The sequence below is a fragment of the Thalassospira profundimaris genome, from assembly GCF_003326755.1.
GTDB classification, from domain to species: domain Bacteria; phylum Pseudomonadota; class Alphaproteobacteria; order Rhodospirillales; family Thalassospiraceae; genus Thalassospira; species Thalassospira profundimaris_B.
Window position 1 is genome coordinate 109,544 of sequence record NZ_JPWH01000001.1, and the last position, 21,584, is coordinate 131,127.

The 21,584-nt window shown below is 54.6% G+C and carries 25 protein-coding genes; 4 read left to right on the top strand and 21 right to left on the bottom strand.

Annotated features, from left to right (window positions below):
* Positions 1 to 53: 53 nt before the first annotated feature.
* The 13 genes from TH25_RS00430 to TH25_RS00490 form a co-directional block, all read right to left on the bottom strand.
* Positions 54 to 1,001, bottom strand: coding sequence for a FecR family protein (locus TH25_RS00430; protein WP_114086469.1), 948 nt, complete (start codon positions 999 to 1,001; stop codon positions 54 to 56).
* A gap of 88 nt (positions 1,002 to 1,089) precedes the next feature.
* Positions 1,090 to 1,599 carry an RNA polymerase sigma factor gene (locus TH25_RS00435; protein ID WP_258548964.1) on the bottom strand — a complete coding sequence of 170 codons (510 nt, stop codon included), beginning with the start codon at positions 1,597 to 1,599 and terminating at the stop codon, positions 1,090 to 1,092.
* Between the two features lie 218 nt (positions 1,600 to 1,817).
* Positions 1,818 to 2,531, bottom strand: coding sequence for a tRNA (guanosine(46)-N7)-methyltransferase TrmB (gene trmB / locus TH25_RS00440; protein ID WP_114086912.1), 714 nt, complete (start codon positions 2,529 to 2,531; stop codon positions 1,818 to 1,820).
* 114 nt (positions 2,532 to 2,645) lie between these two features.
* On the bottom strand, positions 2,646 to 3,821 hold the full coding sequence (gene metK / locus TH25_RS00445; RefSeq protein WP_114086470.1) for a methionine adenosyltransferase: 1,176 nt from the start codon (positions 3,819 to 3,821) through the stop codon (positions 2,646 to 2,648).
* A 332-nt stretch (positions 3,822 to 4,153) separates the two neighbouring features.
* On the bottom strand, positions 4,154 to 4,654 hold the full coding sequence (locus tag TH25_RS00450; RefSeq protein ID WP_404969407.1) for a helix-turn-helix domain-containing protein: 501 nt from the start codon (positions 4,652 to 4,654) through the stop codon (positions 4,154 to 4,156).
* Positions 4,655 to 4,726: 72 nt separating this feature from the next.
* The gene (gene lnt / locus TH25_RS00455; RefSeq protein WP_114086471.1) at positions 4,727 to 6,310 is read right to left on the bottom strand and encodes an apolipoprotein N-acyltransferase; all 1,584 of its coding nucleotides are present in this window, start codon (positions 6,308 to 6,310) and stop codon (positions 4,727 to 4,729) included.
* On the bottom strand, positions 6,307 to 7,290 hold the full coding sequence (locus TH25_RS00460; protein ID WP_258548965.1) for a hemolysin family protein: 984 nt from the start codon (positions 7,288 to 7,290) through the stop codon (positions 6,307 to 6,309). Before TH25_RS00460 ends, lnt begins: the two co-directional genes overlap by 4 nt.
* Positions 7,287 to 7,856: an rRNA maturation RNase YbeY gene (gene ybeY / locus TH25_RS00465; RefSeq protein ID WP_114086472.1), complete on the bottom strand. Its 570-nt coding sequence runs from the start codon at positions 7,854 to 7,856 to the stop codon at positions 7,287 to 7,289. The genes TH25_RS00460 and ybeY overlap by 4 nt, the downstream gene beginning before the upstream one ends.
* The gene (locus TH25_RS00470) at positions 7,840 to 8,961 is read right to left on the bottom strand and encodes a PhoH family protein (RefSeq protein ID WP_114086473.1); all 1,122 of its coding nucleotides are present in this window, start codon (positions 8,959 to 8,961) and stop codon (positions 7,840 to 7,842) included. The genes ybeY and TH25_RS00470 overlap by 17 nt, the downstream gene beginning before the upstream one ends.
* Positions 8,958 to 10,337 (bottom strand): tRNA (N6-isopentenyl adenosine(37)-C2)-methylthiotransferase MiaB, encoded by a 1,380-nt coding sequence (gene miaB / locus TH25_RS00475; RefSeq protein WP_114086474.1) that lies wholly within the window; start codon positions 10,335 to 10,337, stop codon positions 8,958 to 8,960. Before miaB ends, TH25_RS00470 begins: the two co-directional genes overlap by 4 nt.
* Positions 10,338 to 10,503: 166 nt before the next feature.
* Positions 10,504 to 11,385: a lysophospholipid acyltransferase family protein gene (locus TH25_RS00480; protein ID WP_114086475.1), complete on the bottom strand. Its 882-nt coding sequence runs from the start codon at positions 11,383 to 11,385 to the stop codon at positions 10,504 to 10,506.
* Positions 11,382 to 12,170: a l-ornithine N(alpha)-acyltransferase gene (olsB, locus tag TH25_RS00485; RefSeq protein WP_114086476.1), complete on the bottom strand. Its 789-nt coding sequence runs from the start codon at positions 12,168 to 12,170 to the stop codon at positions 11,382 to 11,384. The genes TH25_RS00480 and olsB overlap by 4 nt, the downstream gene beginning before the upstream one ends.
* 163 nt (positions 12,171 to 12,333) lie before the next feature.
* Positions 12,334 to 12,756 carry a Fur family transcriptional regulator gene (locus TH25_RS00490; RefSeq protein ID WP_101265437.1) on the bottom strand — a complete coding sequence of 141 codons (423 nt, stop codon included), beginning with the start codon at positions 12,754 to 12,756 and terminating at the stop codon, positions 12,334 to 12,336.
* 188 nt (positions 12,757 to 12,944) lie between these two features.
* Here TH25_RS00490 and TH25_RS00495 point away from each other — a divergent pair, with 188 nt between their 5' ends.
* Positions 12,945 to 13,202, top strand: coding sequence for a sulfurtransferase TusA family protein (locus tag TH25_RS00495; protein ID WP_114086915.1), 258 nt, complete (start codon positions 12,945 to 12,947; stop codon positions 13,200 to 13,202).
* A 174-nt stretch (positions 13,203 to 13,376) separates the two neighbouring features.
* Here TH25_RS00495 and TH25_RS00500 read toward each other — a convergent pair whose 3' ends face one another.
* Together TH25_RS00500 and tsaB are read right to left on the bottom strand one after the other, a co-directional pair.
* A complete protein-coding gene (locus tag TH25_RS00500; RefSeq protein ID WP_114086477.1) occupies positions 13,377 to 13,874 on the bottom strand; it encodes a GNAT family N-acetyltransferase in 498 nt (165 codons plus the stop codon).
* 83 nt (positions 13,875 to 13,957) lie between these two features.
* Entirely contained in the window at positions 13,958 to 14,785 is an 828-nt protein-coding gene (gene tsaB / locus TH25_RS00505; RefSeq protein ID WP_114086478.1) for a tRNA (adenosine(37)-N6)-threonylcarbamoyltransferase complex dimerization subunit type 1 TsaB, read from the bottom strand.
* A gap of 19 nt (positions 14,786 to 14,804) precedes the next feature.
* On the opposite strand from tsaB, the gene ddpX reads away from it, so the two are divergent.
* On the top strand, positions 14,805 to 15,371 hold the full coding sequence (gene ddpX, locus TH25_RS00510; protein WP_114086479.1) for a D-alanyl-D-alanine dipeptidase: 567 nt from the start codon (positions 14,805 to 14,807) through the stop codon (positions 15,369 to 15,371).
* Positions 15,372 to 15,411: 40 nt separating this feature from the next.
* On the opposite strand, the gene TH25_RS00515 is transcribed toward ddpX, so the two are convergent.
* Positions 15,412 to 16,014, bottom strand: a complete 603-nt coding sequence (locus TH25_RS00515) for a TetR/AcrR family transcriptional regulator (protein WP_220151322.1) — start codon at positions 16,012 to 16,014, stop codon at positions 15,412 to 15,414.
* Positions 16,015 to 16,171: 157 nt separating this feature from the next.
* Between TH25_RS00515 and TH25_RS00520 the strand changes: the two genes are divergently transcribed.
* Positions 16,172 to 16,570: a RidA family protein gene (locus tag TH25_RS00520; protein WP_114086480.1), complete on the top strand. Its 399-nt coding sequence runs from the start codon at positions 16,172 to 16,174 to the stop codon at positions 16,568 to 16,570.
* A 91-nt stretch (positions 16,571 to 16,661) separates the two neighbouring features.
* On the opposite strand, the gene TH25_RS00525 is transcribed toward TH25_RS00520, so the two are convergent.
* Positions 16,662 to 17,183 carry an MgtC/SapB family protein gene (locus TH25_RS00525; protein WP_114086481.1) on the bottom strand — a complete coding sequence of 174 codons (522 nt, stop codon included), beginning with the start codon at positions 17,181 to 17,183 and terminating at the stop codon, positions 16,662 to 16,664.
* Between the two features lie 122 nt (positions 17,184 to 17,305).
* Positions 17,306 to 18,253, bottom strand: a complete 948-nt coding sequence (locus TH25_RS00530) for a LysR substrate-binding domain-containing protein (RefSeq protein ID WP_258548966.1) — start codon at positions 18,251 to 18,253, stop codon at positions 17,306 to 17,308.
* 69 nt (positions 18,254 to 18,322) lie between these two features.
* Between TH25_RS00530 and TH25_RS00535 the strand changes: the two genes are divergently transcribed.
* Positions 18,323 to 18,997 carry a LysE family translocator gene (locus TH25_RS00535; protein WP_114086482.1) on the top strand — a complete coding sequence of 225 codons (675 nt, stop codon included), beginning with the start codon at positions 18,323 to 18,325 and terminating at the stop codon, positions 18,995 to 18,997.
* A 24-nt stretch (positions 18,998 to 19,021) separates the two neighbouring features.
* On the opposite strand, the gene TH25_RS00540 is transcribed toward TH25_RS00535, so the two are convergent.
* The 3 genes from TH25_RS00540 to cysK form a co-directional block, all read right to left on the bottom strand.
* Positions 19,022 to 19,462 (bottom strand): DsrE/DsrF/DrsH-like family protein, encoded by a 441-nt coding sequence (locus TH25_RS00540; protein WP_114086483.1) that lies wholly within the window; start codon positions 19,460 to 19,462, stop codon positions 19,022 to 19,024.
* On the bottom strand, positions 19,452 to 20,252 hold the full coding sequence (locus tag TH25_RS00545) for a HesA/MoeB/ThiF family protein (RefSeq protein ID WP_114086484.1): 801 nt from the start codon (positions 20,250 to 20,252) through the stop codon (positions 19,452 to 19,454). Before TH25_RS00545 ends, TH25_RS00540 begins: the two co-directional genes overlap by 11 nt.
* Before the next feature lie 261 nt (positions 20,253 to 20,513).
* Positions 20,514 to 21,461 (bottom strand): cysteine synthase A, encoded by a 948-nt coding sequence (cysK, locus tag TH25_RS00550; RefSeq protein ID WP_114086485.1) that lies wholly within the window; start codon positions 21,459 to 21,461, stop codon positions 20,514 to 20,516.
* Between the last annotated feature and the right edge of the window lie 123 nt (positions 21,462 to 21,584).

Consider the following 21,584-nt stretch of genomic DNA (forward strand, 5'->3'; position numbering starts at 1 on the left):
GAAAGGATCGTAAAAACCTGCTTATTGGGCCCAAAGACCCCAGCCACAGCGCATCATGCGGCACGTAAAATGGTCAGATAGCGGCCGATCTGATCAACCTCGACATTCAGCGCCTTGCCCATCAACGGTAAAATATCGGCTGTACGGTCAAGATTAACCACCAGCGTCACAGGGCGCTTTTTAAGCTGTTCGCCCAGCACGATGATTTTCCCCGGTTGCCAGCGTTGTAAAACAGTTGCCACATGGGCCAGCGGATCTCCGACAAAAACCAGCTTCCCCTGCCGCCAGGCCAGCCGAACAGCCAGATCCACCGGACGTGGCATCCCCATATCGCCCGGTGCAAAAGACATGGCCTGGCCCGGCAAAATGCTGTGATGACCGGCATTTAGGGTCACATCCAGCGACCCGTTCGCGGCGATCACGTCCCCACCCGCATCATAATGGGAAATGTCAAACCGGGCTGCTTCACGCGGCCGGGTGACAAGACCCGCCGCCTGAACAAAGAAGCCCGGCTGACGACCATCATGTTCAATAAAAACCTCGCCCTCATGAAGGGCAAGGCCGGTCTGCCCAAACTGGTTTTGCACCAGCGACAGCGATGTCTGACTGGCCAGTTCGGCCTGAATACCCGGCATGACGGTTATGTTGCGCCTCTCCCCCCTGGAAGCGGCAAAATCGGCAAAGGGATGATGGGGAATGATCCTGCCATACCAGCCTGCGGCCCCAACCAGACCAACCGCCAGCCCCGCCCCCAAAAAGGCCCTTCGGCCAAGGGTCCGTGCTGGTTCCGACATATCCAGGCTGGAGGTGCCAGCCCAAAGACGTTCGATGTCAAGAAAAGCCTGGCGATGGGTTTCATCGGCTTCAATCCAGCGGGCAAATGCCTGCCGGTCCTGATCCGTTTCCGCCCCGTCCAGCAGCAGGGCAAACCAGTAAATTGCCTGCTCGGAGACATCATCTGCCGGTGGATTTTCAAAGATCGCGTTGCTTCGTTCCATCATGCGTCTGTCCCAACTGCACAACAAACCCGCACATAAAGCAGGGCTTTTTCTTATGACGAAGCAGCCACGACAATATCCGAGGGGAATTTCAGTTTTTTTCGTCGATTTTGGTTTGATCGCGCAGCAGTGTTAAGGCACGCACCATCCGGCTAAAGGCCGTTTGTGGCGGAATACCAAGTTTCTCGCCAATTTCGGCATAGGTTTTGCCTTCAAGACGGGCCAGAACAAAAACCTCGCGGGTGGATGCTGGCAATTTGTTAATTGCACTCTGCAATCGGCGTAATTCCTGCCGGGACCAAACGATCTGGTCCGGCAAAGGGCTGTCACTGGCGACATATTCGAGGCTTTTTTCCGCATCCGGCACGAATTTCAAAATCCGTTCGCGGCGAAAATGGTCAACAACCAGATTTTGCGCCGTGCGATACAAATAGGATTGCGCATATTTCACGTCGGGCAGGGACGGCGTTGCCACAACCCGCAAAAATGTATCCTGCACGATGTCATCGGCGGTGTACCAGGCCAGTTTCCGCTTCTGAACAAAATGCCGCAATCGCGCGTGATACGTGCGAAAAAGCTGATTGATATCCCACTGAGTCACGAACCTGACCTTCTGAAACGCAGCCGTCCATTATCTGTCGCTTTGCGACAACGGGACGGACAATGTCATGTTGGTGTTACAGCAGGAATATCGCATATGAAAATCATTCTCAATAAAATTTTACATCAATGTATCGATGAATGCTGCCTTCTGACATCATGAAAAAGGCCCTTCGAGCATGCGAAGAGCCTTGAATTGATGGTTTTCTGCCACCGTTATCAGCTACGGGCTTTCCGGCGAAACCGCAAATAGTTGCACTTTTTACCCTGGCGCAATGCCTTTTGCTCATAGCGGGTTTTTACCCAGTCTTCCGGCGGATTGCGCCAGTCATCCGGGCTTTCGGCCAGCCATTCAAAATCCGGATGATTATGCAGGTGCTGGAGCGTCCAGGAAATATACTGCATATCATCGCTGGCCACCCGAAACTCGCCGCCATCCTTGATCAAGCGTGCCAGCAACGCCAGATTTTTCGGACCGACAAAGCGCCGTTCGGCATGGCGCTTTTTCGGCCACGGATCGGGGAACAGCAAAAACACCCGGGCAAAGCAGGCATCCTGCAACTTATAGAGCAGCGGGCGGGAATCATCGGGCACGATGCGCACATTTTCCAAATTCCGCTCGCTGATATGGCGGACCATGCTGCTGACCCCATCCATATAGGGTTCACAGCCGATAATACCGATATCCGGGTTGGCTTCGGCCTGCCCGGCCAAATGTTCACCGCCACCAAACCCGATTTCCAGCCACACTTCCCGGCGATCGGGCGCAAAATAGCTGCGCGGATCAATTCCGGCCTGGTCGGGATAATCGATGGTCAGTTTGGGCAACAGTTCATCCATCAGAACTTTGCGCGACGCCTTGGGCGCACGGCTGCCACGGCGGCCATAAAAATTGGGGCGGTCTGGGGTCGGAATGGGTCTGTTGCTACGCATGGTTTTTCTGGCAATTTTAAAGGCGAAACGGGCGGGTTTAAAAACCCCCCGCCTCATAACATGTCTGGCGATTTTGGCAAATCACCAATCACCTATCGATGGTCACTGGCACCATCAGGCACCAAATGCCGATTTAAGATCACCCACCAGGTCGGTTTTCTCCCACGAGAAGAAACCGCCATCACGCGGCTGGCGGCCAAAATGACCATAAGCCGAGGTCGGCGTATAGATCGGCGCGCAAAGGTTCAGATGTTCGCGAATGCCGCGCGGGCTCAGATCCATCAATTCGCGCAGGACCTTGCCCAGCCTGATTTCGTCAACTTCACCTGTTTGATGGGTGTTGACATACAGCGCCAGCGGCTTGGAAACACCAATGGCATAAGCCACCTGAATGGTGCATTTACCAGCCAGACCCGCAGCAACCACGTTTTTCGCGAGGTAACGCGCGGCATAAGCAGCCGAACGGTCCACCTTCGTCGGGTCCTTGCCCGAGAATGCGCCGCCGCCATGCGGTGCCGCACCGCCATAGGTATCGACAATGATTTTACGACCGGTCAGGCCCGCATCACCATCCGGTCCGCCAATCACGAAACGGCCCGTCGGGTTGATGTAAATTTCGTCCTGGGAGGGCAGCCAGCCGTCCGGCAGGGCGGCTTCGATATAAGGCAGTACGGCTGCACGAACCTCGTCCTGGCTGACACCATCATTATGCTGGGTCGAAACCACAACCGAGGTTGCACCAACCGGTTTGCCGTCAATATAGCGCAACGTGACCTGGCTTTTGGCATCCGGGCCAAAAATGGCCGATGCGCCAGAATGGCGATCTTCTGCCATGCGACGCAGGATCCGGTGCGAAAACTGGATCGGAGCGGGCATCAATTCGTCGGTTTCATCGCAGGCATAGCCAAACATGATACCCTGGTCGCCCGCGCCAAGGTCCTTGTTGTCCTTGGAATCAACGCCCTGGGCAATATCGACAGACTGTTCATGCACATGGCAGGAAATATCAGCCGTTTTCCAGCTAAAACCTTCCTGTTCATATCCAATGGCGCGAATGGCTTCGCGCGCGGCTTCGATCATGGTTTCATCATTGGCAACGCTTGCCGGACCACGAACTTCACCCGCCAGGACCACACGGTTGGTCGTCGCCAGGGTTTCAACAGCCACGCGGGCATCCGGGTCAGCGGCCAAAAAGGCATCAACAATCGAGTCGGAAATACGATCGCAAACCTTGTCCGGATGACCCTCAGACACGGATTCGCTCGTGAACAGATATTCTTTATGAGACATATAAACCTTCTCCGGTGAAAAGGGAGTTTCCAAAAAACTGGACCGGAGGGCCGCGATACGAACGTATCGTTCAGCGCCCACTTAGCCTTTTTTTGCGTGGTGGCAAGCGGTCCAAATCCGTCCACGTCATCGGGTTGTCATATCCCAAATGGAAACATGACCCAAGCATTTTAAGACTGATGACGGAAAATAGTTATGAATTTGCCCCTGTCAGGTGACAAATGAAACAATCTGGCCTGGCAAAACCACAAAAGCGCATCCGGCAAAAAAGACCGGATGCGCCCAGTTCAAAGTGCTAAATATCGCCAGGTCTTTCTGTGCGACAGGCAGGCTTATTTGCTCTCGCCTTCATCGGCCGAATGCAGAACACCCATTGCCTTGACCAGTTCAAAAACGCGTTTGCGCTGAACCGGATCCACAATACGGTAATAAGCCCGCACCAGTTCCAGCGTTTCACGACGATTCATCGGATCATTGTCAAACGGATCCGGGCTTTCCGACATTTCACGGCGTTCATGCACCGATTTTGCCGAAATCTCGTCAGGCATATCATCAAAAAAGAATGAAACCGGGACTTCAAGCACACGCGACAGATCATACAGGCGCGACGCACCTACACGGTTGGCACCACGTTCGTATTTTTGCACCTGCTGAAATGTCAGGCCAATCGCTTCACCCAGCTTTTCCTGGCTCATACCTAAAAGAGTACGCCGCAACCGCACCCGGGAACCCACGTGAATATCCACCGGATTTGGTTTGCCATTGGCCGTGCGACCACGGCCACGACCACGCGTATTCTTTACAATCATCACACTGTCATCCTTCGGCGACATCGTCTTGTCCTTCTCACACTCCGACCTGCCGCCCTGTTCTTATGGGGGACACTTTTTGGGCGGTCCGGTAAATTATTTTTTCGTCCCAGGAGATTTTCTAACCTGTTGATATCCCAATACGAGAACGAAAATCAGGATTACAATACCGTAAAATGGTATATTGCGCCACAAATAATATACGGTGGTATGGTTTTTCCCCACCAAAAGTGGGGAAACCAAAATGCCCTTTTTCGTCAAGGGCAGTTCTTTTTGGAAGCGACCATAAGAATCAAAGACAGCCGATACACCCGTATAGGCCGCCCGCACCAGCGGCAAACCTTCTTCAACCGCGCGAAACCGGGCTGCCGCCAGATGCTGATAGGGGCCGGCACTGTGTCCGAACCAGCCATCATTGGTGACATTCAACAGCCATTCCGGGCGGTCCTGATCATCGGTTACGGCACCAGGAAAAATAATTTCATAACATATTAGCGGAGAAAAAGGCGGTAAATTATTTACATGCAAGGTTGCCGGCCCCGGCCCCGCAGAAAAATCCGTTCGTCCGGCTGTTAATTTGGGAAATGGCAGGATGGACCGGAACGGCACATATTCGCCAAATGGCACCAGATGAAACTTGTCAAAACTGGCAACAATATCACCCAGACCATCTATGACCTCGACAGAATTCCAAACCTGGAATTCCCGGCTTTTACGCGGGAAAGTTCTTGGTGCTCCCGTAATCAGAACATCCTTTGCGCCCAAAATACCGGCGATCAATGCCCGACGTGTCGGATCGGTTTCAAGAAAAAAAGTCGCCGCCGTTTCCGGCCAGATCACAATGCGTTGCCGACTGGCCGGAAGATTATCCGGACGCCGCGACATTGCCAGCAATTCACGAAAATGGACATCCTCAAGCGATTTTTCCCATTTTTCCGATTGTGGAATATTGGGCTGAACCACCTGCAAAACCGGGGCATTTGACGGGGCGTCGGCAAGTTCAGTTGCCACATCAGGCACGCCGGAAAGACGGATTGCCCCGCCCCCCCACAAAAGCACCGCAATCAACACGCCCGCAACCGCGCAAAACCGCCCGCTACGTCCGACAACCCACAAAGAGGGCAGGGTTGCAAACAGGGCGGTCACGGCACTTAGCCCATAAATGCCAACAACCGATGCAAACTGCATCGGGGCCGGATCAATCGCCCAGATATGCCCCAAAAGGTTCCAGGGAAAACCGGTCAGAACATGCCCACGGGCAAATTCGGCAATGGCCCAGAAGGATGCCAGCAAAAAGGCCCGGGCGATCGGCCCCTTGCCCAACTGCCAGCTCCCCCATACCGCCAGCATGGGGAAAATCGCCAATCCGCCGCCAAGGCCAAGCAAAGCAAAGGGGATCATCCAGCCATAAATTTCGGGTTGAACCAAAAAGGCATGGCTGATCCAGTAAAACCCGGCGGCGAAATGACCCGTCCCGAACCACCAGCCCGCCGCCAGCGCACTTTTGCGGGTTTTAACCCCCTCCAGTGACCAAAGCAAAATGGCAAAACCCAGCGGCAATGCAGGAATAATAAAGAAAGGCGGCAAAGCCAATACTGCCGCCGCCCCCGATAACAGCCACACCAAACGGCGCGGCCAGCCTGTTAAAGCGGCCACACGGTTGGCCAGGCGATTCATCATTTAAGCAATTCCTGAGAATTTTCCCCTTCCGGAACAGAAGGAGTGGAGGGATCGGTTCGATGCAAATGAATGCGCAAACGCCGAACACGGCGCGGATCGGCATCGAGAACCTCGAATTGCAGCCCCAGCGGATGTTCGATCAACTCACCGCGCGCCGGCACCCGGCCCGCCAGCGAAAACACCAACCCGCCCAGCGTGTCGATATCCTCGTCCTCTTCTTCGTCCAGCAGGCCAAAACCCAGCTTTTCCTCAAGATCTTCAATCTCGTAGCGGGCATCGGCAATAAAACAGCCATCCGAAAGACGAATCAGCTTTGGCGTCTGGTCCACATCGTGTTCATCATCAATTTCGCCAACAATTTCCTCGACCAGATCCTCGATGGTGATCAGGCCGTCAATGCCGCCAAATTCATCAACCACCAGCGCCATATGGGTGCGCGACAGCCGCATTTCCGACAACAGATCAAGTACGCGAATGGCCGGTGAAACAAACAATACCCGGCGCAACAGGGCCGACAGCCGGTAATCCCGGCCCGCAGCATGGCAGGCCAGCACATCCTTGATATGAACCATGCCAACAATGTCATCAAGGGTATCGCCATAAACCGGCAGGCGCGAATGCGCCTTTGTCACCATTTCATTAACAAGATCGGGCAGGCTGATTTTTTTCGGAACCGCAACAATATCGGTGCGCGGAATCATCACGTCCTCTGCCGTCATGTCGCGCAGGGCAATGATATTTTCAAACAGCGACCGTTCGTGCAGCGACACCGGTTCGTCGTCTTCTTCGGTGCGTTCGGCCAGTTCTTCCAGCGTATCGCTGAGCGAGGCCTCGCCATTGCGGGCGCGCGGCTTGCGCAGCCCCATCACCGAAGCAACATTACCCCAAAACGAAGCCCCATCGGCTTCTTCCTGTAACTCCCCACCTGTGCGGGGCGTCATACTGTCCTTGTCTTCGTCGCGTTCACTTATGTCGTTCATTGTCCTGTTTCGACATCCTGATCTTCGATAGGGGCGTAGGGATCATCAATTCCCATCCCGGCAAGAATATGGCGCTCAAGCTGCTCCATATGTTCGGCTTCATCATCAACCATATGATCATAACCGACAAGATGAAGAGTCCCATGCACCGATAAATGAATAAGATGATGCAAAAGCGGCTTGTTTTGTTCGATCGCCTCACGTTCGCAGGTTTCGCGCGCAATCACAATATCCCCCAGCATCAGGGGCATATCGGATGCCATCGCAAAATCGCTCGCACCCTCGTCACTTTCAAGGGCGGCAAAGGATAACACATTGGTCGGCGCATCCTTGCCACGATAATCCCGGTTCAAATCGCGCACGCGGGCATCGTCCGACAGCGTGACACTCACCTCGATCACACCGGCCTGATCGAGCAGGGATTGGTCACACGCCTCGTCCCACAGGGCGCCATCTTGCGTCGCCGCGCGCAAGGCTGCTTTAACGGCACCCATGATGGCTTCCTGCTCGGCGTCACTCCAGTTTCCCGCCTCAATGGCAACATCAAGATCAAGCTGTGCTGTCATCACCGGCAATCTCTTGTGCATCACGCGGGCCATGCCCCTGACGATAGCTTTTGCCAATCCGCTCGCGTAGGGCATCGGCGGCGTCATAGGCCTTGACAATCCGTGTCACCAGGGCGTGGCGCACCACGTCGCGCTGGTCAAACTGAATGCGCCCCACACCGTCAACATCTTCCAGCGTTTCCATCGCATCGCGCAGACCCGATTTCACACCCGAGGGCAGGTCGATCTGCGTCAAATCGCCGGTAATCACCATGCGTGACCCTTCGCCCAGGCGGGTCAGGAACATTTTCATTTGCATTGGCGTGGTGTTCTGGGCTTCGTCAAGAATGACAAACGCATGTGACAGGGTACGACCGCGCATAAAGGCCAGCGGTGCCACCTCGATTTCACCGCGTTCCATGCGTTTGATCACCACATCGCCCGGCAACGTGTCATGCAGCGCATCATATAGCGGCCGCAGATAGGGATCGACCTTGTCTTTCAGATCGCCAGGCAAAAACCCCAGATGTTCGCCCGCTTCCACCGCCGGACGTGACAGCACGATCCGGTCCACATGCCCCTGGGAGAGCATCTGAACCGCCATTGCCACCGCCAGATAGGTTTTGCCCGTACCTGCCGGACCGACACCAAAAACCAGTTCATGCTCCAGCATCGCCTTGACATAGTTTTTCTGGCGTTTGGAGCGCGGGGAAATCCGGCGTTTTTTGGTCTGAATCACCAGTTCCGACCCGCCAAACATGCCTGCCCCGGGCGATGCCGGGTCATCCCACGGATTACCTTCATCAGGTTCCGACAGGCGAATGGCCGCATCCACCGTTTCTCCATCCACGCGGTCAATTTCCTGATCGCGCAAACGGGCATAAAGCTGGGAGAGCACAGTTTTGGCCTGACTGACCTTTTGCGGCGCGCCGCGCACCACAACAATCGATCCCCGGCTGGAAATTTCCGTTCCTGTGCCTTCGGCAAGGCGCAAAAGGTTCTGCGCCTGCGGCCCGTACAGCAACTGAGACAGGGCGTTGTCGGCAAATTCTATCTGATCGGTATCAAGCGGAGTCTGTTTTTGTTTCCTGATCGGGCCTTTTGCTTTTTCCGTCGATGCACTCACGCAACATTCCTTTCCGAACCGCCCTCTTCAACCAGTTCCCCGGCCAGGGAAAACGGCTTGGCGGCAGTAATTTTCAAACGCACGATGCGGCCCAAATCGGCCTCGGTCAGGCCATTAACGTGAACCGGCTGCATATAGGGGCTGCGACCCACAAGCTGGCCTTCAAATTTGCCGGTGCGATCAAGCAAAACATCCATTTCACGCCCGACACAGTTTTGATTAAAGGCAAGCTGCTGTTCGGCCAAAAGGTCCTGCAAACGGGCCAGGCGTTCGGCCTTGACCTCTTCGGGGACCTGCAATTCCATTGCGGATGCCGGGGTGCCGGGGCGCGGACTGTATTTGAAACTGAAGGTCTGGATGAAGCCAACCTGGCGCACCAGATCAAGCGTATCTTCAAAATCCTTTTCCGATTCACCGGGGAAACCGACAATAAAGTCCGATGACAGGGCCAGATCCGGCTGGGCTTCGCGCAGACGTTTGACAATATCAAAATAGGTCTGACGGTCATGTTTGCGGTTCATCGCCTGCAAAACACGGTCAGAGCCCGATTGTACCGGCAGATGCAAAAACGGCATCACCTTGGGCAAATCGCGATGGGCAAAGATCAGGTCGTCATCCACGTCACGCGGATGCGAAGTGATGTATCGAATGCGCTCCAGCCCGTCGATTTCCGAAAGTTCACGCAACAAACGCCCAAGCGTCCATTCATCCCCGTCGGGCCCCGCCCCATGATAGGCATTCACATTCTGGCCCAGAAGGGTCACTTCACGGGTGCCCTGTGCCACGATCTGGCGGGTTTCATTAACAATATCCATGCCCGGACGCGAATATTCCGCCCCACGGGTATAGGGCACCACACAGAAGGTACAGAATTTGTCGCACCCTTCCTGAATGGCGATAAAGGCGGAATAACCCTGTTGCGAAACCTGGGCGGGCAGGTGGTCAAACTTTTCCTCGACCGGAAAATCGGTATCGATAATGCGGTCATTGCCAATCGCCCGGTTGGCGCGCGCCACCATTTCAGGCAGGCGATGATAGGTCTGCGGACCAAAAACCATATCGACAATCGGTTCACGACGCATCAATTCCGCGCCCTCGGCCTGGGCAACACACCCGGCGACGGCGACAATCATTTTGTCGGTTCCGTTTTCTTCCTTGGCCTTTTTATGTTTGCGAATGCGGCCCAGATCGGAAAAAACCTTTTCGGCGGCTTTTTCGCGAATATGGCAGGTGTTCAGAATCACCATATCCGCACCCTCAGCTTCATCGACCGACTGATAGCCCAGCGGTGCAAGTACATCCTGCATGCGCTGGCTGTCATAGACATTCATCTGGCAGCCATAGGTCTTTACAAAAAGCTTTTTCGTCGCGCTCACTTTAATGATCCGTTTCCGCTCGTTTCATACGCCGAAAGCGGCGTGAACCTCACGCCGCATGTCGAACATGACTGATATCTGAGATCAGGTGGCACAATTTTGCGTTCATGCAACCCGTTTTTCGGCGGAACGGTAAAAAAGCCGACATCGCAACGCGTCAGGGAACCTAGCCAAACAGGCGAAAATCTTCAAAAACAATTGCCAAAGGACAACTGCCAATCAAGTCACCAGATCGCCGCTCTTCAGAAAACGGGACCGGAACCCCGCCTGTAGCACCCGATAATGCCGCCTGATGCCCCTGAACAACCAGCGACTCGCATTTACGGGCCATTTCCTTGCGCGATCCTGCCTGCGCCAGCGTCATTGGCGGATGAACAACCACTTCCACCGTAACCTTGCCGAGGGCGAGAAACTGCCACAAATGCGGCACCAAGTCCATATCCCCATACCAGGAATAAAAGGCCCGCAAATCACGGCCCATCGGTGCCCCGTCCAAACGGGTGGCCGCAATTGACACCGGCTGAACCTTCACTTGGGATCCATCGGGCAAAACCGTCTCGGCGACGCCAAACAAAGTCGATTTGAAGGGCAGCACCCGGTTGCCGTCATTGCTGGTTCCTTCGGGAAACAGGATCAACTTGTGACCATCCGCCAGGCGCTGGCTCAGTTCCGTGGTTTGCTGTTTGGCCCGTGTGGCACGGCGTTCAATAAAACTGCACCGCTGAAGCTTTGCCAACAGGCCAAAAACCGGCCAGCTTGCCACTTCCTTTTTGGCAATAAAGCCGCCTTTGGTCATCGACCCCAAAATCGGTATATCCAGATAAGACGCATGATTGGCAACGATGATACCGCTATCTTCCATCAGCGGTACTCCCGAATAACGCACTTCAATGTGCATGATCTTCAGGCACAGCCCGTGATAAAAACGCGGCAGGCTGTCGGCCAGCTTCAAGCGCAGGGCAATTGCCACCATTTGCACCGGAATCAGAACCAGCGTCAGCAAAGCATAGATCAAAAGTCTGATAGCGGCACAGGGATAGCAGCTCACGACACCCTCGCGGTCCGTTCATAATGCTTGTAATAGCGTTCGGTCACTTTTTCCGTCGGCAGCACGATACAAATATCGGTCGTATTGAACTGATGATCCACCACGGCACCATCGCCCACATAACCGCCCAGTCGCAGATACCCCTTGATCAGCGGCGGCAGATCCCGCAGCGCCTGGCGGGCGTCAATCGCATCAATGCTGGCGCGCGCCATGCTTTCATAGCGTTCGTCCACCGCACGCGGGCGCATGTCTTCGGGGGCCAGATGATGATGATGCAGATAGGTCAGAACATCGCTGAAATCATCAGGGTCGGTACCATGAAAGGACGCACAGCCAAACATCAGCTTGATGTCGTGATCAAAAACATATTTCGCAATGCCCTGCCACAGCAATTGCAGGGTTGGCATATTGCGATAGCCTTCCTCGACACAGGAACGGCCCAGTTCCATGATCTCGCCGGACTTGATGGCCGCAAGCATCGAGTCGATCTGATATTCATCGGCACTGTAAAAGCCGCCATTTTGATTGGCAACAGACTGGCGCAACAAACGGTAGGTTCCAACAACCCCGTCGGCACCGTCACCTTTGCCATGATCAATCACCAGAAGATGGTCGCAAATCGGGTCGTAATGGTCAAAATCCCGTTTGGAGTCGATCATCTCAGCAGAGGGCTGTGCACCGCGTTCTTCGTAAAACACTTTATACCGTAAACGCTGGCTTGCCAGAATTTCCGCCTCGCTTTGCGCCAGACGGACTTCCAGTCGCTGCTGTCGAACGTCGCTCATCGCAACTCCCTTTCGTTTGATCGCGCCAATCTTGCGCAAGAAAATCCTCAAGAGCGAGTGAAGGCTTTGTTAAGAACACGTAACAAAAATGTGAAAAGCCACCCGCACTGTAGCACGGATGGCTTTTATATACACCTATTGTACGTAAACAGTCAGTAAACTGTCATTTTCCGTCTTTAACAGGCACGCCATAAAGTTCCAGCCGATGGCCGACAAGCTCGTAACCCAGCTCGCGGGCGATCTCTTCCTGCAACTTTTCGATTTTTTCGTTTGAAAATTCGATGACCGTACCCGACCGCATGTCAATCAGATGATCATGATGTTCTTCGGTCAGTTCCTCGTACCGGGCACGACCGTCGCCGAAATCGTGCTTTTCAAGGATATCCGCCTCTTCAAACAGGCGCACCGTCCGGTAAACCGTGGCAATCGAAATTTTCGGATCAATCTCGGTGGCCCGACGATATACCAGTTCTACATCCGGATGATCTTCGGACTCCGACAATACCTTTGCAATAACACGGCGTTGCCCGGTCATTTTCAGGCCTGCGTCAATGCACTTTTGCTCGATGGTTGATTCTGCCAACATACTCTTGTTCTCGTTTCCGGTTCCGCCTGTCCCCAAGGCCCGCAGGCAACTTACGCTCTGATGCCCTAAATATCGGGAAATCTTCGCCCGGTCGCAAGACCGATTTCACGAAAATACCCTGGCACGCCTTGCCGTTTTCTTCATTTAACGTTACCCCGTCACCAGATGCCCTGATTACCGAGGTTGGAATGTCCAGCAGCAGCCAAATTTCGACGCCAGATATCACAATAGACATCACAAATGATGTCTGTCCCATGACCTTTGTCAAAACGCGTCTGAAACTCGAAAAAATGACACCGGGTCAAATTCTGGAAGTCCTTCTTTCAGACGGCGAAGCACTTCAAAATGTTCCGCGTTCCGTTACAGAAATGGGCGACGACGTTCTGGACCTGACAAAAATGGCAGATGCCACCGGCATCTACCGGCTGACAATCCGAAAAAATTAAGTCTCCGGACCCCTGAAAACAGGAAAGCCCGTCATGATGATCGGGCAAATATTATAACAATTTCAAGATCAAGACCACACCCTTTATGTGGTTTATTTTACCAATAATATCATATAGTTATTCAAAAACTTTGTGAAATTCAAATCATCCCGGATTTATCTTGGAGACAGGGCCTTACACCCGTTCCATCACCAGTGCGTCCACAGCGGGCCGGTCCTTACGGCGGTAATATCCGCGTCTGCGCCCGATTTCGGCAAAACCCAGCTTGCGATACAGGGCAATGGCAGCGGCGTTATCAATGGCGACTTCAAGCAACAAACGGGTACTGGCCTGATTTTGCAACCGCGCAAACACGCCCTGCATCAAAACGTTCCCCACCCCATGACGGCGGGCTTTTGCATCAACAACAATGGTGTTGATTTCGGCTTCATCCAGAACGGTCTGCACCAGCACAAAGCCCAGCGGCATATCTGACACAATCGTTTCACCCTTAAACAGGTTGCCCTGGGGCACAAAAGCCAGCAAACCAAAGGCCCCCGGCACGGCCAGCAAATCGCAAATTGCCGTTTCATCCCAGCATTCTTCAAACCCTGTCTGATGCAGGGCAGCGGCAACAGCAGCATATGCAGGCGTCAGTTCCACAATTTCAAAAGCGGCCGTTTGCGTTGTCATGATCCATTTCCTTCAATGGCGCGCTGGCAGACACCTTAAACAGGCCTGCCTTCGCGATACCTGCATGCCAGCCTTTGGCGCTGTCAGGCATCATCCTGCGATTTGGCTGCTTTTTCCCGGGCCAGTTCATCCATGCGTTTGGCATCGGGCGCGCGTAAATAAAGCGGCACAGGTGGCAGGTTTTTGCCATTATCCCAGCGTTCGGCAGCGATACGCGCCACATTGCCCGCACGCGGCAGGCCCGGGGCGGTCCCGGCAAAAAAATCACCCCCACTATGTGTTGCAGGCGTCAAAAGCCGTGCGGCCCCATCCCCGACCAGCAGGGTCGGGCCGGGGGGCGGCAACAGCAGGGCCTGGCGCGGCCCCACACATTCGGCCGCACTGATCGGATTTTTTTTTGCATCAAAGGCCTGGGCAAAAATCTCGGTCCGTTTGCTATCCAGGGCGACCAGAATATTGCGGCCCTGATGGTCGCGTTCCTCGACCCCGTAGGCCACCGCCTCAAGCGAACTGACCCCGACCACCGGAATTTTGCGCGCCAGGCCCAGCCCGCGTGCGGTTGCCAGGCCAATGCGCATCCCGGTAAAGGCCCCCGGCCCAACCGTGACGGCAATGCCGTCAATATCGGCAAATTCAACCCCGGCCTCGCGCAGGCTTTTCATAATGAAGGGCAACAGCGACTCGGCCTGTCCGCGTTCCATTTTTTCAAACAGTTCACCGCGTACCTCGCCATTGACCAGCACAGCCGTTGCCAGCGATGTCGATGCGGTATCAATCGCCAGCAAAGTCGGCCCGGCGGGCGTTTGCGCCATTTCCTCGCTGCCGGTTTGCGCCGTGTCGTGATCTGCGCTATGCGATGACTTAATCATCTCGCCGGTCAGCATCTTTTTGATGTAGTCGGTAAACGTCAAGAACAGGGAGCCTCCGCCAATGGCGCTGGTTGAAATTACGCCGCAAGAATATGATGTCGAGATCGACATCGTCTATGCCACCGATCGAAATTTTACCGGGGCACCAATCTATTTGCGGCCAGCATGTTATCTGCATCAGGATGCGGCTGCCTGCCTGAAAAAGGCAAGCCTGATGGCGCGGCGCCAGGGCGTCAAACTTCGGCTGCTTGATGCGTTTCGCCCGCAGGAAGCCCAACGTGCCCTGTGGAACCACACCCCGAATGCCGATTTTGTCGCCAATCCCGATATCGGATCACCGCATGGCCGCGGTGTCGCCATTGATCTAACGCTGTTGGATCAAAACGGCAAGGAACTGGATATGGGAACCGGTTTTGACGAAATGGATCCCAAATCCTATCACGGGGCCGAGGGCATCTCCAAAACCGCAGAATCCAACCGTTTATTGCTGCTTGGCATCATGGTCAGCGCCGGGTTTGAATTTTATCATGTCGAATGGTGGCATTATCAACTGCCCAATGCGCGCACCCGTTATCCGCTCTTTTCCGACAGTTCGCTTAAATACCCGATGATGCGTGCCGCCGGTTAATACCGGCGGCCGGCCTGATCCTTTACCTGCCATTAAAGAGTCATTTCGCCCCGGCTGGTGCAAGCAACCCGGTCGCCAGCACACGAAAGGCCTCTACCGCCTTTGGCAGAATTTCTGCCGGTTTTTCACTTGCCGCAATCCACAATGCCGCATTCAGCGCCGTCCCCGAAAGCAGGCGGGCGGCGGCCTCCGGATCAACCGGCTTTAAAAAGCCCGACGCGACCAGTCTTTCAACCAGCTCCTGTGTTGCCACCAGGCACTGGTTCTGGCTGGGCCATTGCGATGGATCCCCCAAAAAGGCCGGCCCATCCAGCAGCACAATACGCTGCACTTCGGGTTCCAGTGCCATTTCAATATAGGCTTCCGCCTCGGCCAGCAGCCCTTCCCACGGGTCATCCCGGCGGGCACCGATGGCGCGGGCGCGCGCTGCCATTTCACCGTCAATACGGTTGACGACGGCGGCCAGCAGGCCGCGCTTATCCCCGAAATTATGATACAGCGCACCGCGCGTCAGCCCGGCTTCCGCCGTCAATTCATCCATCGAGGCTGCGGCAAACCCCTTTCGGGCAAAGGCCTTGCGGGCAGCCGCAATCAGCTTTTCACGGTTTTCCGCCATCGTTTCCGCACGCTTTTTGGCTGCCAAGTCATCCCCTCCATTCACATACGGGGCGTATATTAATTTGACATACGCCTCGTATTTCGATTATTTAACATACACACCGTATGTCAAAACAGCCCGGAGGGCAAATACGGTGGTGCCAACCGGGCTGTTTTTTTAAATGATCAAGGATTTTACTATCATGACCCAGCGTGAAGCAATTATTCCCCCCGGCCGCGACGCCCTGTATGAAAAACACGGCTATTCGGCCGCCATCCGTTCTGGCGACCTGTTATTTGTTTCCGGCCAGGTGGGCAGTCTGGAGGATGGCAGCCCGGAACCGGACTTCAAAAAACAGGTCGAACTGGCCTTTGAACGGCTAAAGGCGACACTGGCCACAGCCGGGGCGACATTTGAGGACCTGATCGATGTCACCACCTTCCATACCGATCCGGAAAATCAGTTCGATACCATTATGGAAGTCAAAAACAAAATCTTCCCGCAAAAGCCCTATCCCAACTGGACGGCGGTTGGTGTGACCTGGCTTGCCGGGTTTGATTTTGAAATCAAGGTCGTGGCCCGTCTGCCCCAGGCTGCATGACAGCAGCACATCCAAAACTGCGCCGGAACGGAAACCATCCCGTCCGTTCCGGTCAATCTGTTTGCGCCACAATGGCTAAAACGGCACATCCTTACTCATCGTCACGGGCAGCCTTCGGATCGCCCCCAAACATGCGCACCAGAAAAAGCTCGACCGGTTTTAAAACGATCAGCACAAAAAAGGTCAGGATACTTGCCACCAGCACAATGTGCCACGCGGCCAGCGCGCAGGCGATGCCCAGGGCCGCCGTGATCCAGACGGTTGCCGCCGTGGTCAGGCCGGAAACTTTCATTTCTTTTGGCTGACGCAAAATTACCCCGGCGCCAATAAAACCGATGCCGGTCAAAACACCCTGCAAAATGCCCTGCACAACGCGCGACAACGCATCGGGATGATCAATCAGATCCTGAAAATGCACGGCCACAACCGACACCACCGCCGCGCCGAGCGAGACCAGGGCCAGGGTTCGCATTCCGGTTGGCTTGTCATTAATGTCGCGGTTAAGACCAATCAGCATCCCCATGACAGTGGCCGCGACCAGCCGCAAGATCAGGTCAATCAGGCCGATGTCAAAATAGTTTTTGGCTGTTGCAAAATAGGGCATGTCAAACATGTGTTCAGGCTTTCCCGCTTAAGAACCTGAAACCCTAACGTGAGATATTTACCCAATGTTCCATATTGAAACATGCTGCCTGCAATTCAAAACCGCCAGACGATCAATGGCGAGGGGAATTATCAACCATCATCGGGCAGGGGAAACAGCCGATTTGCCTGCGCTGCCGTCTCGGCTGACTGATGCGACAGCCACGTGGCAAAACGGGCAATACGGCCATCCTTTTTCGGGGAATCCAGGGTCAGCATCACATAATCATTGCCCGTCGGGGCCATGCCCAGTGGCGCACATAACCGCCCGGCTGCCAGATCATCAATCACCAGCGGCAGGGAACCAATGGCCGTGCCCAACCGGTTGACCGCCGCCTGAAGGGCAAAAAAGAAATGATCAAAATACTGTTCACTGGCCGGGCGGCCTTCATAGCCGCTGGCTTTTTTCCAAATTTCCCACGCTTCAGGCCGGGTGCGGCTATGAAGCCAGCGGGCCTTGCCCAAATCGCGGGCCAAAATGGTTTGCCAGCAGTCCGGGTCGCAAACCGGGCCGGCCAGTTCCGCCCATAACGGGGTCACAACATAATCATCTGGCACACCAAAATCCTGGCGGCGAATGGCAATGTCATAACCCGATGCCAGTAAATCCACCGGCCCGCCCGCCATGTGCATTTCAATATTCAAATCCGGGTTATCCTCGCGAAACCGGCCCAGACGCGGCATCAGCCAGCGCATCGCCAGGCTCGGCTCGCATGATACCGACAGGATCGGCGAATGCACATCATGGCGATGGATGTCCTCGACCGTGCGATCAAGGGCCGCCAGCATTTCATTGGCCGTTCGTAACAAACGCTGACCGGCACGGGTCAGGTAAACCCGCCGGTTTCGCCGCACAAACAGGTCAACACCCAGCCGATCCTCGATCTGTGCTACCGCCCGGCTGATCGCGCCATGTGTGAGGTTCAATTCCTCTGCCGCGCGCGAAAAACTTTGATGACGGGCGGCGGCCTCAAAGGCGGGCAGGGCGGCCAGGGGCAAGAACCCGCGTTTTATGTGAATATTATTCACCATAAATCCCATTTTATTTCGATTTTCCGGCGCATATTTCGCCGTGATAATTGATTTTCTCACAGATCAAGGAAAATCAAAATGGCCGATACTGTTTCTGTCGAAATGATTGCGGTGGCCGTGATCACCGTCCTCGCCGTCATCAGCCCCGGCCCCGATTTTGCGATGGTAACACGCATTGCCCTGTCACGCGGGCGCAAGGCAGGGGTTTTATGTGCCATAGGCATTGGCACCGGCATTTCGGTGCATGTGGCCTATACCATGATCGGCCTTGGCGTCATTTTTGCCAACAATGTCTGGGTGCTCAATACCATTCGCATTCTGGGTGCGTGCTACCTGATCTGGCTGGGTATCAGCGCCTTTTGGCCCGATCTGGCCAAAGTTCTGAAACGGCGTAAAAATGACAGGGCAAAAAATATCGAAATCGAAACAACAAAGAATGCCAAAACCCCAACGGCAAAAGGAAGTTCAGCGTCATTCTGGAGCGGCTTTGTCTGCAATGCCCTCAATCCCAAGGCGATGCTGTTTATTGTATCCCTGTTCAGCCAGGTTATTTCCAGCGACAGCAGTGCCGTACTGCAAATCGGCTACGGCGTATTCATTGCGCTTTGCCACATGGTGTGGTTTGCGATTGTTGCCCTGGCCCTCACCCTGCCTGCCATACAGGCCCGCATCGAAGGGGTAAAAAGCTGGATCGAACGCGGGGTAGGGGCATGCCTGGCGGGCTTGGGTATTAAAATCCTGACCAGCAACTAACCGGCACAGTCCCTGATCATCACGTCAGATAAACAGCATATCCCCGTCCTGGCGGGCATCATTTAAAAATGTCACCACACCGCCCACTTCAATATCCAGATCATGACGGCGTTTTTCATGTTCCAGGCCCAGGGCGCGCAGACCCATTTCACAAACCATGAATTTGGCCCCCAAATCGCCACAGGCCGACAGCAGCTCTTCAAAAGTGGCAACACCGCGTTCGGAATAGCCAAAATCAAGGCTGGTGGCCGTGGCCCCCTGGGCATCGGTGCGTAAATGCCGCCAGCCCGACGGGGCCAGCAGGGTGCGGCTGGCCTCCATCGTGAAAAACAGGGTCACATCGCGCCCGGTTGCCAAAGCCGCACTTGCCATTACCAAGGCGTAATGAACTTTTTCATAGCTGCCGGAAAACACCACCAGCGACAATTTTGCAACGGAAGCCCCGGGGCCGGTCTCAGTGCTCATGACAGCTTAAATCCTTGATTGTTGCCTTTTCAGAACAAATTGGGCATCCCGGATCGCGCGGGACGCGAATTTTGCGGAAACTGGCAGACAGGGCATCCACGATCAACAGTTGGCCGCTCAGGCTTTCGCCAATGCCCATCAGCTCCTTAAGCACCTCTGTCGCCTGCAAGCCGCCAATGGTACCCACAACCGCGCCCAAGACACCGCCTTGCGAACAGGAGGGAATGGCATCCGCCGGGGGCGGCGCATGATAAATGCAACGATAACACGGATTCGGTGCGCCCAAATGGGCCTTAAAGGTTGAAACCTGCCCGTCAAAGCGCAATGCCGCCCCGCTGACCAGGGTTTTACCGGCAAAATAGCAGGCATCATTCAGCAAAAACCGGGTTTCAAAATTATCTGAGCCATCGGCAATCACATCATATTGCGCAATCAAATCCAGCACATTGCCCGCCGTCAACCGCATCTGATGGGCCTGAACCGTAACTTCCGGGTTCATATTGATCATGGTCTGCCTGGCACTTTCAACCTTGGCGGTACCAAGGTCGCGCATGCCATGTGCGATCTGGCGTTGCAGATTGGAAAGTTCCACAACATCGTCATCAATAATGCCAATGGTGCCAACCCCGGCCGCTGCCAGATACATCGCCAGGGGCGAGCCCAGTCCGCCAGCCCCGACAATCAGCACACGCCCCTGTTTCAACTTCATCTGACCCGTTCCGCCCACATCCTTTAAAACGATATGGCGGGCATAACGCTGTATTTCGCTATCACTAAAGTCAAAATCCATCTTCAGGCCTCACTGGTTACTTCCCTAGAGATAGGGTGCAAGACCCTGTTGCTCAATCATAAAATTGCCGGATAACTGTTTTATAAAACGGCCAAACAAGCGGACATTTATCCGGACATAATATACGCATCATGCCGATCAAGCATTTGTAATATAAAGATATTCATTCGATGATGAAGCGGACATAGAAACGGCCCGAAACCATGAATGCTCCGGGCCGCCTTATGAAATTTGAATCACATCTGAAAATATCAGGCTGTCTTAAAGCCCTTCAAACAGCGGGGTCGAAAGATACCGTTCGGCAAAGGACGGAATGATCACGACAATCCGTTTGCCTTCATTTTCCGGCATCTGGCCCAGTTCGATGGCGGCAGCCACCGCCGCGCCCGACGAAATACCGGTCGGAACACCTTCAAGGGCGGCCAGCTTGCGCGCTGTCGAGAACGCGGTTTCATTGCCAATCGTCATGATCTTGTCGATCAGTTTGGTATCCAGGTTGCCCGGAATAAACCCGGCCCCGATACCCTGAATTTTGTGCGGTCCCGGTGCGCCACCGGAAATCACCGGGCTATCTTCGGGTTCAACGGCAATCACCTGCACGCCAGGATTTTTTTCCTTCAGCACACTGGCAACCCCGGTCAAAGTGCCGCCTGTGCCCACACCGGCGACAAAAATATCAACCTTGCCATCGGTATCCTTGAGGATTTCCTGGGCCGTGGTGTTGCGATGAATTTCCGGGTTGGCTGGGTTGTCAAACTGCTGGAGCATGATGGCCCCGTCAATTTCATTTACCAGTTCTTCGGCACGGGCAACCGCCCCCTTCATGCCTTTGGCCGCCGGGGTCAGGTCAATTTCCGCCCCCAAAAGCATCAGCATCTTGCGACGTTCCAACGACATGCTTTCAGGCATGGTCAAAATCAGCTTATAGCCCTTGGCCGCCGCAACAAAGGCCAGTGCAATGCCGGTATTGCCCGAGGTCGGCTCAACCAGGGTTGCGCCCGGTTTAATGCGCCCGTCTTTTTCAGCAGCCTCGATCATCGCCAGGCCAATGCGATCCTTGACCGATGCCAGCGGATTGAAAAATTCCAGCTTGCCGAGAATTTCGGCCTTGGCCCCTTCGGCATCGGCGATACGCGACAGGCGCACCAGCGGTGTGGCCCCAATGGTATCAATGATGCTGTCATAAATCTTGCCGCGAAACTCAGTCATGATTTCCTCGCATTTTTGTGTGTATTACAAGTCAACACATATTGTATTTGTATTTAATCCGAGTTTACCCCAAGTCAAAGAGTCTACAAGGAATATTTACATTTCTGCGCTACCGCATCGCCA